The sequence below is a fragment of the Bradyrhizobium sp. BR14999 genome (assembly GCF_056106085.1).
Genome location: NZ_CM148536.1, coordinates 801,971 through 815,212, shown reverse-complemented (window position 1 = coordinate 815,212; position 13,242 = coordinate 801,971). Strand labels below are relative to the sequence as shown.

General features: G+C 63.6%; 12 protein-coding genes. 6 read left to right on the top strand and 6 right to left on the bottom strand.

The annotated features are described in order from the left end of the window. Positions 1-127 precede the first annotated feature (127 nt). The gene (locus ACR9YP_RS03815) at positions 128-682 is read right to left on the bottom strand and encodes an ActR/PrrA/RegA family redox response regulator transcription factor (protein ID WP_164934823.1); all 555 of its coding nucleotides are present in this window, start codon (positions 680-682) and stop codon (positions 128-130) included. A 103-nt stretch (positions 683-785) separates the two neighbouring features. Further along, positions 786-2,105: an ActS/PrrB/RegB family redox-sensitive histidine kinase gene (locus ACR9YP_RS03810; protein ID WP_128940626.1), complete on the bottom strand. Its 1,320-nt coding sequence runs from the start codon at positions 2,103-2,105 to the stop codon at positions 786-788. Between the two features lie 109 nt (positions 2,106-2,214). Between ACR9YP_RS03810 and ACR9YP_RS03805 the strand changes: the two genes are divergently transcribed. The 4 genes from ACR9YP_RS03805 (at position 2,215) to ACR9YP_RS03790 (ending at position 6,548) form a co-directional block, all read left to right on the top strand. Continuing rightward, positions 2,215-3,018 carry an ABC transporter ATP-binding protein gene (locus ACR9YP_RS03805; RefSeq protein WP_474219043.1) on the top strand — a complete coding sequence of 268 codons (804 nt, stop codon included), beginning with the start codon at positions 2,215-2,217 and terminating at the stop codon, positions 3,016-3,018. A 109-nt stretch (positions 3,019-3,127) separates the two neighbouring features. Further along, on the top strand, positions 3,128-3,946 hold the full coding sequence (locus tag ACR9YP_RS03800; RefSeq protein ID WP_128930315.1) for an ABC transporter permease: 819 nt from the start codon (positions 3,128-3,130) through the stop codon (positions 3,944-3,946). Between the two features lie 121 nt (positions 3,947-4,067). Next, complete coding sequence (locus tag ACR9YP_RS03795) at positions 4,068-5,396, top strand: polyhydroxyalkanoate depolymerase (RefSeq protein ID WP_370991025.1); 1,329 nt, start codon at positions 4,068-4,070, stop codon at positions 5,394-5,396. A gap of 312 nt (positions 5,397-5,708) precedes the next feature. After that, entirely contained in the window at positions 5,709-6,548 is an 840-nt protein-coding gene (locus tag ACR9YP_RS03790; protein WP_438103949.1) for a M48 family metallopeptidase, read from the top strand. A gap of 176 nt (positions 6,549-6,724) precedes the next feature. Here the strand turns inward: ACR9YP_RS03790 and ACR9YP_RS03785 are convergent, their stop codons facing one another. After that, positions 6,725-7,390 carry a hypothetical protein gene (locus tag ACR9YP_RS03785; RefSeq protein WP_474219040.1) on the bottom strand — a complete coding sequence of 222 codons (666 nt, stop codon included), beginning with the start codon at positions 7,388-7,390 and terminating at the stop codon, positions 6,725-6,727. A gap of 502 nt (positions 7,391-7,892) precedes the next feature. After that, a complete protein-coding gene (locus ACR9YP_RS03780) occupies positions 7,893-10,106 on the bottom strand; it encodes a transglycosylase domain-containing protein (protein WP_474219039.1) in 2,214 nt (737 codons plus the stop codon). Positions 10,107-10,274: 168 nt separating this feature from the next. On the opposite strand from ACR9YP_RS03780, the gene ACR9YP_RS03775 reads away from it, so the two are divergent. Beyond that, on the top strand, positions 10,275-10,700 hold the full coding sequence (locus ACR9YP_RS03775; protein WP_438103951.1) for a DUF1330 domain-containing protein: 426 nt from the start codon (positions 10,275-10,277) through the stop codon (positions 10,698-10,700). A 127-nt stretch (positions 10,701-10,827) separates the two neighbouring features. On the opposite strand, the gene ACR9YP_RS03770 is transcribed toward ACR9YP_RS03775, so the two are convergent. Both ACR9YP_RS03770 and ACR9YP_RS03765 read right to left on the bottom strand, forming a co-directional pair. Continuing rightward, a complete protein-coding gene (locus ACR9YP_RS03770; protein ID WP_091893915.1) occupies positions 10,828-12,054 on the bottom strand; it encodes an ABC transporter substrate-binding protein in 1,227 nt (408 codons plus the stop codon). Positions 12,055-12,200: 146 nt separating this feature from the next. After that, positions 12,201-12,617 carry a DUF1304 domain-containing protein gene (locus ACR9YP_RS03765; RefSeq protein ID WP_474219038.1) on the bottom strand — a complete coding sequence of 139 codons (417 nt, stop codon included), beginning with the start codon at positions 12,615-12,617 and terminating at the stop codon, positions 12,201-12,203. 40 nt (positions 12,618-12,657) lie between these two features. On the opposite strand from ACR9YP_RS03765, the gene ACR9YP_RS03760 reads away from it, so the two are divergent. Continuing rightward, positions 12,658-13,188, top strand: coding sequence for a methylated-DNA--[protein]-cysteine S-methyltransferase (locus tag ACR9YP_RS03760; protein ID WP_438110485.1), 531 nt, complete (start codon positions 12,658-12,660; stop codon positions 13,186-13,188). The last annotated feature ends 54 nt before the right edge of the window (positions 13,189-13,242 follow it).

Sequence of the window (13,242 nt, the reverse complement as noted above, 5' to 3'; positions counted from 1 at the left end):
GTAGGGTGGGTTAGCCCTGCAGATGCGCAAAGCGCATCTGCTCGGCGTAACCCACCACTTTAGCTGCTGCACGAAAAGAGGTGGGTTACGCCTTCGGCTAACCCACCCTACGAGACTGCGATGGTAACTACCGCGGCGCGCGCTTGGCCAGAATCCGCTGCAACGTGCGGCGGTGCATGTTGAGCCGGCGCGCCGTCTCCGAGACGTTGCGGTTGCACATTTCGTAGATGCGCTGGATGTGCTCCCAGCGGACGCGGTCGGCGGACATCGGATTGGTCGGCAGCTCGGATTTCTCCGCGCTGGTCGAGAGCAGCGCGGCGACGACGTCGTCGGCATCGGCTGGCTTGGAGAGATAATCGATCGCGCCCATCTTCACCGCGGTTACGGCGGTGGCGATGTTGCCATAGCCGGTCAGCACGATCGCGCGCGCATCGGGGCGCTTCTTCTTCAGCGCCGAGACCACGTCGAGACCGTTGCCGTCGCCGAGCCGCAGATCCACCACCGCAAAGGCCGGTGCCGATTTGCCGATCTGCGCAAGACCGTCCGAGACGGTGTCGCACGATGTTACGGCAAAGCCCCGTGTCTCCATCGCGCGCGACAGCCGCTCCAGAAACGGCTTGTCGTCCTCCACGATGAGAAGCGAGCGGTCGGTCTGTTCGTTCAGTTCGGCGATGGCGTTCAAGGTGTTGTCCTCTCTCCAGCGCATTGACATATGGCGTCGCAATCGATCGGTGCCAAGGCGGCAAATGGTCGATCGGCTCCGTTGTGCGACGCAAGGTCGCGGCCTATCCTATTGTTTCTTCAAGCGTCTCGATAGCCTCAAAACGCTCTCGCGGCCAATTGATCTGGACCACCGCGCCGTGGTCCGGAAAGGTCCGGTTGGTGAACGAGACCTTGGCGCCGGTGCGTTCGAGCAGCGTACGCGCGATGAACACGCCGAGGCCAAGGCCGCGCCGCTCGCCGCCTTCATCCTGGGTCCGCCGCCGCGACAGATAGGGCTCGCCGATCCGTTTGAGGATGTCGGGTGGGATGCCGGGGCCGTCGTCGGAGATCACGAGCTCGATATCGTCCTTGTTCCACCAGGCATTCACCTCGACGGTGGTGTGGGCGAAATCGACCGCGTTCTCGACGATGTTGCCGATGCCGTAGAGGATCGCCGGATTGCGCGAGCCGACCGGCTCGGCCGCGACCGCCACCGCGATCCGCACCTTGATGTCGACACCGAAATCGCGATGCGGCGCCACCACCTCCTCGATCAGCTCCGACAGCTTCATGCGGTCGAACGGTGCGCCGGTGGAGGAGAGCTGGGTGATCTTGCTCAGGATGTCGCGGCAGCGCTGGGTCTGCTCGCGCAAGGTTTTCAGGTCGGCGGCAAAGCTCGGGTCCTTCACCGTTTTTTCCAGCTCGCGCGAGATCAGGAAGATGGTCGCGAGCGGCGTCCCGAGCTCGTGTGCGGCTGCGGCAGCCAATCCGTCGAGTTGGGTCAGATGCTGCTCGCGCGTCAACACCAGCTCGGTTGCGGCCAGCGCGTCCGCGAGCTTGCGCGCCTCCTCGGTGACCTGGAAGGAGTAGAGGCTGGTGACACCGATCGCGAGCGCGATCGAGAGCCAGACACCGACGAGGTAGATCGGTGGCAGCACCAGCGGATCGTCGGAATCCCACGGCAGCGGCGAATGGAAGAAGAACAGGACCGAGGCGCAGGCCACAGCGAGGAGGCCGAGGCCGAAGGTGAAGCGGGCCGGCAGCGCCGTGGCCGAGATCAGCACGGGCGCGAGGAACAGGAACGAGAACGGGTTCTGGAGGCCGCCGGTAAAGAATAACAGACCAGCCAGCTCCACGATGTTCAGCGCCAGCAGTCCGGCCGCCTGCATCGGCTCCAGCCGCTGCATCGGATTGGCCGCGGTCTGGAGCGCCAGATTGAGCGCCGCCGACAGGGCGATGATGCTGACGCAGGGGACGATCTCGACGTTGAATTCCAGCCCCTGCGCCACGATGAAGATCGCGGCGAGCTGCCCCAGCACCGCGAGCCAGCGCAGCCGCAGGATCGTGTCCAGCCGGATATGCCGCTGCGCGTGGCGAAAGTCGGAATCGGCAATTTCGGTCATATCGGCCAATGTGGCGGTGCCTTCTAAGGTCACAAACGCGCGGCTCGCGGAACCGCCCGGGAATTACAAGCCTTGCGCTATCGGCTGCAATAGCAGAAGAACGGCCAGCATGACCGAGAATGACAAGGCTTCAAGCTGGCCGACTGTCGCGGATCGCAGCGCACCCGCGGCGATTGCGGTCGATCATCTCGTCAAGGTCTACAACCAGACCCGCGCCGTCGACGATATCTCCTTTTCGCTTTCGCGCGGCAGCATCACCGGGCTGCTCGGCGGCAACGGCGCCGGCAAGACCACGACCATCGCGATGATCATGGGCCTGGTGCTGCCGACCTCCGGCCGTGTGCAGGTGCTCGGGCATCGCATGCCCGAGGAGAGCGGGTCCGTGCTGGGGCGGATGAATTTCGAGAGCCCCTATGTCGACATGCCGATGCGGCTCACGGTGCGGCAGAACCTCACCGTGTTCGGCAAGCTCTATGCGGTGAAGAACCTCGCTGGCCGCATCGCCGGGCTCGCCGACGATCTCGACCTCGGCGATTTCATCGACCGCGCCAACGGCAAGCTCTCCGCCGGGCAGAAGACCCGCGTTGCGCTCGCGAAGGCGCTGATCAATCAGCCCGAGCTGCTCTTGCTGGACGAGCCGACCGCCTCGCTCGATCCTGATACCGCCGATTGGGTGCGGGCGCATCTGGAGCGCTATCGCAAGCAGCACAACGCCACCATCCTGCTGGCGTCGCACAACATGCTGGAGGTCGAGCGGCTCTGCGACCGCGTCATCATCATGAAGCGCGGCCGCATCGAGGACGACGACACGCCGGAAGCCATCATGGCGCGCTACAACCGCACCACGCTGGAGGAGGTGTTTTTGGACGTCGCGCGCGGCCGGGTGAACGGCGCGAAGGAGGCGGCACGGTGAGGGAGCCCCTGTGTTGCTGCCGTAGCCCGGGTGAGCGCAGCGATACCCGGGAACGCCGCAAGCAAAGTCCCGGATGTCGCTTCGCTCATCCGGGCTACAAAGGGCCGCCATGACCGAGCTGTCCCTCCACCGCGGCATCTCCGTGCATCGCATCGGCGCGATGATCCTGCGCTATTGGTACCTGTTGATGTCGTCCTGGCCGCGGCTGCTCGAGCTCTTGTACTGGCCGGCGCTGCAAGTCATCACCTGGGGCTTTCTCCAGCTCTACATCGCCGAAAATGCCAATTTCTTCGCGCGCGCCGGCGGCACGCTGATCGGCGCCGTCATCCTCTGGGACATCCTGTTCCGCGGGCAACTCGGCTTCTCCATCTCGTTCCTGGAGGAGATGTGGGCGCGCAACATCGGCAATCTCATGATGAGCCCGCTCAAGCCGATCGAGTTTCTGCTGTCGCTGATGGTCATGAGCCTGATCCGGCTCGCCATCGGCATCATCCCGATGACGCTGCTCGCGCTGTTCCTGTTTCACTTCAACGTCTATGCCCTCGGCCTGCCGCTGATCGCCTTCTTCTGCAATTTGATCTTCACGAGCTGGTCAGTCGGCATCTTCGTCTCGGGCCTGGTGCTGCGAAACGGCCTCGGCGCCGAGAGCATCGTCTGGACCTTGATGTTCGCCATCCTGCCGCTGGCGTGCGTCTACTATCCCGTCAGCGTGCTGCCGGCCTGGCTGCAATACGTCGCCTGGGCGTTGCCGCCGACCTACGCCTTCGAGGGCATGCGCGCGCTCCTGATCGAGCAAACCTTTCGGACCGATCTGATGCTGGAGGCATTGGCCATCAATGCAGTACTGCTGGTTGCATCTTTTGGGGCATTCCTTGCCCTGTTGCGAAGCGCCAGGAAGCACGGCTCGCTGCTCTCGGCGGGCGAATAACGTCACTTTCCCGTGGATTCAGGCTGGTTTTGGCTTTTCCGGCACGTAGATGTACGGAACCATGCATTGACGCAATATTGCGCATTCGGCAGTATGCTGCGATGCGAAGAGGAATATAGCGATGCCTATTGGTGAGTTTGGCGGCGCGCCGCCCCTGGCGGCTGAAGGCAGTCCGGTCCTGACGACGCCGATGTACTGGATGTACGAGATGGCACATGCCTCTCTCAATCCAGCCCGCGCGGTCACCGATGCGACCAAGCTCCTGTTTCAGAATCCCCTCAATCCCTGGGCGCGCACCGAGGTCGGCAAGTCGGTCGCCGCGGCCTGCGAATTGTTCGAGCGTACCACGCGCCGCTACGGCAAGCCGGAATGGGGCCTCAACGACACCGAGGTCAACGGCATCCGCGTGCCCGTCGAGATCCGCTCGGTCTGGGAAAAGCCGTTCTGCCAGCTGCTCTACTTCGATCGCAAGTTCGCGCGCCCCTTGCGCAGCCCGCAGCCGCGCGTGCTGATCGTGGCGCCGATGTCCGGCCATTATGCCACGCTGCTGCGCGGCACGGTGGAAGCCCTCCTGCCCGCGCATGAAGTCTACATCACCGATTGGGCCGATGCCCGCATGGTGCCGCTCAGCGAGGGCCGCTTCGACCTCGACGACTACATCGACTATGTCATCGAGATGCTGCATGTCCTCGGCGGCAACACCCATGTCATGGCGGTGTGCCAGCCCTCCGTGCCCGTCGTCGCCGCCGTCTCGATCATGGAAGCGCGGCGCGACCCCTTCGTGCCGACCTCAATGACGCTGATGGGCGGGCCGATCGATACCCGCCGCAATCCGACCGCGGTGAACAACCTCGCTCAGGAGCGCGGCATCGACTGGTTCCGCAACCATGTCATCACCAAGGTGCCGTTCCCGCATCCGGGCATGATGCGCGACGTCTATCCGGGATTCCTGCAGCTCAACGGCTTCATCAGCATGAATCTCGACCGGCACATGGATGCGCACAAGCAGCTCTTCGCCAATCTGGTGAAGGGCGACGGTGACCTCGTCGACAAGCATCGCGAATTCTACGATGAATATCTGGCGGTCATGGACCTCTCCGCCGAGTATTATCTGCAAACCGTCGACACCGTGTTCGTGAAGCACGCGCTGCCGAAGGGCGAGATGACCCATCGTGGAACACGCGTCGATCCCTCCAAGATCACGCGCGTGGCGTTGATGACGGTCGAAGGCGAGAAGGACGACATCTCCGGTCTTGGTCAGACCGAAGCAACGCACACTTTGTGCAGCTCGATTCCCGATCATCGCCGCGTTCATTACGTCCAGAAGGGCGTCGGACATTACGGCGTGTTCAACGGCTCGCGTTTCAAGTCGGAAATCGTGCCGCGGATTCATGATTTCATGGTCTCGGCGGCGAATCCGAGCTCATTGCAGGCGCTCGCGGCCGAATAGAGCGTTTTCGAGCGAAGTGGCGACCGGTTCGCGTAAAGAAAACGCGTCAAAGCAGGAAACAAGAGCCGCTCCGATTTCATCGGAACGGCTCTAGTCGCGTATTTCGGCTTTCCCGTCGAAAATTCAGGTCCTGTCGGAGGCTCCGACAGGGGGCGGCTCCGTCCCAGATTCGCGGTATTTAGGTAGCTTTATAGGAGTGAGTCGGCACTCACCCCTTGGGGGTGCCGCATGCGTCCAGCGGGGGCGAAAAAAACGGGTTCCAACCCCAGTCTGTAGGGTCTCCCGGACGCTTGACCGCTGTATATTGGGCAAATGATTTGTTTTTGCGCCGAGCGCTTTCCATGGCGGCGGTTATGGCAGAATCCGGGCGCCCTCCTGCCCCCCGGACTGACAGACATGGCCACTCGCGCGCTCCTTTATCGGCGGCCCCACGAACCGAAGACCCTCGTCATCACCCACGGATCGCAGTTTTTCGCGATCCGGTTGCGCCGACACAGACGCGCGCGCCGCTACACGCTCAGAATTCATCCGAGTGACCGCGAAGCCATCCTCACCATGCCGCCGCGTGGCACGCTCGTCGAGGCCAAGGACTTCGCGCAGCGTCACGGTGCGTGGATCGCTGCACGTCTCGGTCGCTTGCCGAAGGCCGCTCCGTTCCAGTCGGGAACGGTGATACCGCTGCGCGGCGTTCCCCATCGCATCGTTCACCGCGCCGGTGAGCGTGGCACGGTGTGGACCGAGATGCGCGACAGCGGTGAACGCATTCTCTGCGTCGCCGGCGGCTTCGACTATATCGATCGCCGCGTCAGCGACTTCCTCAAGCGCGAGGCGCGCCGTGACCTTCAGCGCTCGGCGGAGGCCTACGCGACCGAGCTCGGCGTCAGGGTCAAGCGGCTCTCGATCCGTGATCAGTCCAGCCGTTGGGGTTCCTGCACCTCGGCCGGCTCGTTGTCGTTCTCCTGGCGCCTGATCCTCGCGCCGCCCTTCGTGCTCGACTACCTCGCCGCCCACGAGGTCGCCCATCTCGTCGAGATGAACCACTCGGCGCGGTTCTGGCGCGTCTGCGGAAAAGTCTGTCCGTCAATGGAGCGCGCCAAGAAGTGGCTCGATACGTACGGAAATGACCTGCATCGGTATGGGGCCGAGGATTAGGGCGCGCTGCTGCGGTCTTGGAAGGTGTCATCGCCCGCCTTGTGCGCAATTGCGCACTGGAGCGGGCGATCCAGTATTCCAGAGGCCGTCGTAATTGAATCGAGAGGCCGCGGCGTACTGGATTCCCCGCTTTCGCGGGGAATGACAGCGGAGAGCGGAGCGGCATCAAGCGACGCTCACGCACTGATATCCGCACTCGTCCCCTGAAGCGCGCGTGACGCCAGATAGGACGATTGCAGTTGCATGGCGCTCTTCTGGCCCTCGGCCAGCATCGCCTGAAAGGCGGCATCGAGTTGCTCGCGACTATAGGTCGCAGAACTGCTTTGGCGCGGCGTCCATTGCGATTGCGTGATCGCGGTGGAAGCTTTTTCGACCGTGCCGCCAAGCGGCGCGGCGTATTGGTCGGCCCGCCATTGCGCCAGATCCGGTCCCCCCAGACCTGGAGGATCCTCCAGCTTGCCGATCTTCGCGGCGGCCTCGTTGGTCATCGTCGAAGACCCGCCATTGTACAGCGTGGCGACCACCTTGCCGCCGACCTTCACCTGAGCATAGGTGTTCTCAGGCGCATTGTCCGAGATGGAAGGTTGACCGGCGCTCGCACCATGGGTCGTCAGCCAGTTCGTTGCCATGAGGTCGCGCAGGACCGGATTGTCCGCCACCGATATCGGCTTGGCACCTTGCAGCGGCTTCAGTTGGGAGACGCTTATTCCGGGGCTGGCGGTCGCCGCATCGGTTGCAGTCGACTCCACCGGTTTGAGATCCGACGTCGATGTCGCATTGGAACCGGACGTCGATGCAGGACGCAGATAGGGCAGCGCCGCGCTGGACAGGCCTGAAATCATGGAACGCTCCTTCACACTAAACCCGAATGTTCGGGACTCAACCTAGGAGAGCAAATCTCGGGCCGGTGTCGGACGCTTGAAGAGACTGGCGTTTTTGCGTTCGGGGAGCTGCGGGGCCGCGGAGAATCTTGCCGCGCTAGGCAGGAATTGCCGAAGCGGTGATGCGAGGATGGGTGGGCGAGTTACCAGCTCAGCAAAAGCCGTCATCGCCCGCGCAGGCGGGCGATCCAGTATCCGGGAGCCTTAGTGGTTCAATCGAGAAGCCGCGGCGTACTGGATTCCCCGCCCTCGCGGGAATGACAGGGCAGGGTGGAGCAACACCCAAGCCTCTCGCTCGATTTTCGCCACACTTCGCGACGATTGCGCGTCTCGCTCGTTTAGTCCCGCCGCATCAAACGCTTCGCATCATCAGCCGCGCATCGCGCCGGCGATTGCCGTCTACTGTGCATGGGGTTGTTTTCGCAGTTTTTGTTTCGAGGGGCCCAAGGCCCTCAGCCCCAAGCTATCGATTCCCGCCAAACAGGCGGTCCATCAGCCAGCCATCAAGCCCTGCGGCTGCCTCGGGGCGCACATTGGCGCGCGTGGGGGACGGCGGGCGATAGCCGCCATTGTTCGTCGGTGCTGGTCCTGCCGCTGTCGGCGACGCGACCTGCGAGGCCGCCTGTGCGAGGTTCGACAGGCCCCAGCTGGCTTGTGAATTCGGCAAGGCCGCCACCGGCACGCCCTCGTGCGCCGTGCGCATGAAGCGCGTCCAGACTTCGACCGGCAGGCCGCCGCCGGTCGCCTTCTTGGTCGGCGAGTTGTCGTCATTGCCGAGCCAGACGCCGGTGACGAGGTTGGCGGTGTAGCCGATGAACCAGGCGTCGCGGTAATCCTGGCTGGTGCCGGTCTTGCCGGCCGCCGGCCAGCCCGGGATCTCGGCCTTCTTGGCGGTACCTGATATCAGCGTCTCCCGCATCATCGAGTTCATCATGCCGACATAGCGGGGGTCGATCACTTGGTTGCGCTCGTCCGGCTGGCGCATGTAGAGCAGCTTGCCGCCCAGCGTCTTGATCCGCGTCACGACATGCGGCGTCACCGCGAGGCCGCCGTTGGCGAACGGCGCATAGGCGCCGACCAGCTCGACCACCGAGACTTCGGACGTGCCGAGCGCGATCGAGGCATTGGGCTCGAGTTTCGAGGAGATGCCGAGCCGGTGCGCGGTGCGCACCACGTTCTTCGGCCCGACCTCGAGGCCGAGGCGTATGGCAACCGTGTTGAGCGACATCGCCAGCGCCTGCGTCAGCGTCACCGCGCCGAAATATTCGTGCGTGTAGTTCTCAGGTCTCCAGCCCTTGACCTCGATCGGCGCGTCCTGGCGGACGGTATCCGGCGTCAGCCCCTGCTCGAGCGCGGTGAGATACACGAACGGTTTGAACGAGGAGCCCGGCTGGCGCTTCGCCGTGACCGCGCGGTTGTACTGGCTCTCGGAATAGTTCCGCCCGCCCACCATGGCGCGCACGGCGCCATCGGGCGCCATCGCCACCAGTGCGCCCTGGCTGACGTTGAACTTCACGCTCTTGGCCGCGAGCTCGTCGATGATGGCGGCTTCCGCCACGCTCTGGAGCTTTGGATCGATCGTGGTCTCGACCTTGATGCTCTCGTCGATCTGGCCGACCAGGTCGTCCAGCACTTCGCCGATCCAGTCGGCGACGTAATTGACCGTGCCGGCGCCGACCGGCTTCACCTCGTAGGAGGGATGGCCGATCGAGGCCTTGGCCTGCGCGTCGGTGATGAACTTTGCATCCGCCATCGCCGCGAGCACGATTTGCGCGCGCGCTTCGGCGCCTTCCGGATTACGATTCGGCGCGAGCCGCGAGGGCGATTTGACGAGGCCCGCCAGCATGGCCGCTTCAGCGATCGTGACGTTCTTGGCCGACTTGCCGAAATACTTCTGCGCCGCGGCCTCGACGCCGTAAGCGCCGGAGCCGAAATAGACGCGGTTGAGATAGAGCTCCAGAATCTCGTTCTTGGAATGCTTGCGCTCCAGCCAGATCGCCAGCTCCGCCTCCTGCAGCTTGCGCTGCATGGTGCGCTCCTGGGTCAGGAACAGGTTTTTCGCGAGCTGCTGCGTCAGCGTCGAGCCGCCCTGCGAGACGCCGCGATGGAGCACGTTGGTGACGAGGGCGCGCAGGATGCCGACCGGGTCGATGCCGAAATGCGAATAGAAGCGGCGGTCCTCGATGGCGATGAACGCTTTGGGTAAGTACTGCGGCAAATCCTTCAGCGCGATATTGGCGCCGGCCATCTCGCCGCGCTGCGCCAGCATGCTGCCGTCGATGCCGACGATCTGAATCGTCGGTGGGCGCTTGGGGATCTCCAGCGACTGGATCGGCGGCAGATGGGCGCCGACATAGACCACGACGCCGATCACGGCGATGACGCCCCACAGCCCGAGCACCGCGCCCCAATAGACCAGGCGGCCGAGGCTGAGGCCTCCGCGCGATTTCGATCGGCGTTTCGCGCCGCTGCGACCGGCCGGAGCCTTGCGCTCGCGCGGCGGCGGCTCGTCGCCTGCATCCTCGCTCTTGCGCTTGGCGGATGATTTCGCTGATTTCTTTGGCTTGTCCTCGCCGCCGGGAATGCGGTCCGCCGCGGTCAGGCGCAGATCGGCGAGCGCCGCGGGCAAGCCGAACAACGGCTCCTTCCGCCCACCCTTTTTCTTTCCCCACGCCATACGCAAAACGCCCGGTCAGCCCGCCCCGCCGCACGCTAGCGGTCGCTGTTTAAGGCCCGGTTACACAAAGCTTAACGCGCGATTAGGAGGTGCGGCATTCGCCGGCCGCAGTTCCGCTTCTGAGGCGCCGGAGCTAGGATCGCCCGCATCAAGAAAGAGGGAACTCGCATGGGCCACATCGATCCGACCAAGGAGATCTTCGCGCAATTCCGGGAGAACGACCGCCCGGGCCCGATCCACATGCTCAACCTGGTGCGGTTGCGCAAGGAGGCGGCCTATCCGGACGGCCGCAAGGCCAGCGGCGCGGAAGCCTATGCGGCCTATGGCCGCGAGAGCGGCCCGGTGTTCGAGCGCCTCGGCGGCCGCATCGTCTGGCAAGGCAAATTCGAGCTAATGCTGATCGGTCCGCAGGACGAGCGCTGGGACCATTGCTTCATCGCCGAATACCCGAGCGTTGCTGCCTTCGTCGAGATGATCCGCGATCCCGTCTATCGCGAAGCGGTGAAGCATAGGCAGGCAGCGGTGGAGGATTCCCGGCTGATCCGCCACGCGGTGCTGCCGGTGGGGAAGAACTTTGGCGAGATACCTTCGTAGTGCGGATGGGCAAAGCGCCGGAGTGCGCGAATGCGCATTCCGGCGCGTGCCCACCACGTCTCATGCGATCGTGGAGAGGTGGTGGGCACGGCGCAAGAGCGCTTTTGCCCACCCTACGAGACCAACACTAACCCGACGGCCCGGTGTCTGCGATGATCGGTCCGAACAGCTCCCAGCGCTCGCCGTTGAACTTCATCATCTGCATCTGCTTGTTGATGCGATAGTCGTTCGGGCCCGTGGTGATCTTGATGCCGGGCAGCGCTAGGCTGGGCGTATAGCCCTTGATGCCGGCGACCTGCTTCATGACGTTCTCACGCGTCAAGTTGTCGCCGCATTGCTTCAGAACCTGCACCAGCAGCTCGGCTACCGAATAGGCGTAGGTGTTGACGGTGTTGAGCTTGTCGCCTTCCGGAAAATACTTGTCCATGAAGGCGAAGAAGGCCTTCACGCCCGGATCGTCCTTCCACTGGGGATCGCCGGGGTCCTTGCCGTAATTGGTGGAGATGATGCCCTTGGAGATGTCGAGGCCTGCGGGCTTCAACGTCGCTGACACGGGGCTCGCATTGATGTCGAGGATATGCACCGGGCTCCAGCCGAGGTCGGCAAGCTTCTTGATCGCCTGAGCCGCGAATTTCGGCGTCGACGCATCGTAGAACAGGTCGACGCCCATCGATTTCAGCTTGACCACCTGCGAGTCGACGGTCGGGTCGGTGACCTCATAGGAGACCTCGCCGACGATCATGCTGGCGGCCTTGTCGCCGAGGCCGCTCTTGAGGCCCGCGAGATAGTCGCGGCCCATGTCGTCATTCTGGTAGAGCACGCCGATCTTGGCGTTGGGATGATTGGCGAGAATGTATTTTGCGTAGATGCGCCCCTCGGACACGTAGTTGGGATTATAGGCGATGGTCCAGGGATAGTTCTGCGGGTCGTTGAACCGCGCCGCGCCGGTCGAGGCGAGGAGCTGCGGGATCTTCTTGCCGTTGAGATATTTCTGCACGGCGGCGTTCGCAGCGGTGCCGATCAGCTGGAAAGTGAACAGCACCTCGTCGCCTTCGACCAGCTTGCGCACCTGCTCGACAGTCTTCGGCGGCGAATAGGCGTCGTCATACTGGATCAAATTGATCTTGCGACCGTTGATGCCGCCCTGATCGTTGATCATCTTGAAATAGGCGGCCTGGGTCTTGCCGATATTGGCGTAGACGGAATAGGCGCCGGAGAACGGGACGGTCTGGCCGATCTTGATCTCGGTGTCGCTCGCGCCGGTGTCGTATTTCTTCTGGGCGAGGGCTTGGCTCGCTGAGAACGCGAAGGCGAGCGCTGTCGTGGCAGCTAGGAAGGCTCTGCGATTGGTCATATTGGGTCGTTCCTCCTGACGGAATTTTCGATCGATGGTCTTTGTCCGTTGATTGCAACGGTCGCCATCGCTGCCGAAGATTGTGGAGGAACGCTCGCCGCCGCGCAAGGATCACGGCGCTGCGCCGTAGCGTCTCAGGCCAAAAGCTAGGCCAGGAACAATGCTACCAGCGCGATCGCCGCCGGCAGCGCCTGCACCATCAGGATGCGTGTGCTGACGGTCGCGGCGCCATAAGCGCCGGCCGCGATCACGCAAAGCAGGAAGAACGCCTTGATCTGGAACGCGAAGGCGGGATTGCCGTGGATGAGACCCCAGATCAGGCCGGCGGCGAGGAAGCCGTTATAGAGGCCCTGATTGGCGGCCAGTACCTTCGTCATCTCGGCCTTCTCAGGCGTGTTGCGAAACACCTTCAAGCCCAGCGGCTTGTCCCAGAGAAACATCTCCAGGATCAGGAAGAAGACATGCAGGACGGCGACCAGCGCCACCAGAAGATTGGCGATCAAAATCAAGTTGAGCTCCCCCAAAAGCGTCAGCTTTCGGGTGGACGTTAGCACGGCCGGCATGGCAAGTGCGACGGACGTATTTCGATGCAACGGTGCCGCAATGCCCGCTCGATCAACCAAAACGCCTGAACGCTTCGGTCTCGATCGCCTGGCGACGCCGATCGGCATCGCCCTGCTCGTCACCGACGCCGAGCGCGTCTTGCGCGCGCTCGATTGGGAAGACTACGAGCACCGCATGCGCGAGCTGTTGCGGCTGCATTATGGTGCGGTGGACCTCCGCGATCAGCCTGCGCCGACGCAGATGCGGGCTGCGCTGTCGGGCTATTTTGAAGGCGACCTCGGCCAGCTCTCGGCCATCGCATGGCGCATCGCCGGCACGTCGTTCCAGCAAAAGGTCTGGACCGCGCTCGCGCAAATCCCCGCCGGGACCACGATGAGTTACGGCGCGCTTGCCGCAAGGATCGATATGCCCAAAGCGATTCGCGCCGTCGGCCATGCCAACGGCTCCAATCCGATCAGCGTGGTGCTGCCCTGCCACCGCCTGATCGGCGCGGATGGCTCACTGGTGAAATACGGCGGTGGCCTCGAGCGCAAGCGCTGGCTGCTGCGGCATGAAGGGGTAGAGGTTTAGGCCTCCCCCCTCGTCATTCCGGGCGCCGCGGAGCGGCGAGCTATGGTGCGCAAT

Coding starts and splice junctions, on each gene's coding strand:
- ACR9YP_RS03760 (WP_438110485.1), top strand. CDS start 12,658: ATGCCCGCTCGATCAACCAAAACGCCTGAACGCTTCGGTCTCGATCGC.
- ACR9YP_RS03770 (WP_091893915.1), bottom strand. CDS start 12,054: ATGACCAATCGCAGAGCCTTCCTAGCTGCCACGACAGCGCTCGCCTTC.
- ACR9YP_RS03810 (WP_128940626.1), bottom strand. CDS start 2,105: ATGACCGAAATTGCCGATTCCGACTTTCGCCACGCGCAGCGGCATATC.
- ACR9YP_RS03795 (WP_370991025.1), top strand. CDS start 4,068: ATGCCTATTGGTGAGTTTGGCGGCGCGCCGCCCCTGGCGGCTGAAGGC.
- ACR9YP_RS03800 (WP_128930315.1), top strand. CDS start 3,128: ATGACCGAGCTGTCCCTCCACCGCGGCATCTCCGTGCATCGCATCGGC.
- ACR9YP_RS03785 (WP_474219040.1), bottom strand. CDS start 7,390: ATGATTTCAGGCCTGTCCAGCGCGGCGCTGCCCTATCTGCGTCCTGCA.
- ACR9YP_RS03780 (WP_474219039.1), bottom strand. CDS start 10,106: ATGGCGTGGGGAAAGAAAAAGGGTGGGCGGAAGGAGCCGTTGTTCGGC.
- ACR9YP_RS03805 (WP_474219043.1), top strand. CDS start 2,215: ATGACCGAGAATGACAAGGCTTCAAGCTGGCCGACTGTCGCGGATCGC.
- ACR9YP_RS03765 (WP_474219038.1), bottom strand. CDS start 12,617: ATGCCGGCCGTGCTAACGTCCACCCGAAAGCTGACGCTTTTGGGGGAG.
- ACR9YP_RS03790 (WP_438103949.1), top strand. CDS start 5,709: ATGATTTGTTTTTGCGCCGAGCGCTTTCCATGGCGGCGGTTATGGCAG.
- ACR9YP_RS03775 (WP_438103951.1), top strand. CDS start 10,275: ATGGGCCACATCGATCCGACCAAGGAGATCTTCGCGCAATTCCGGGAG.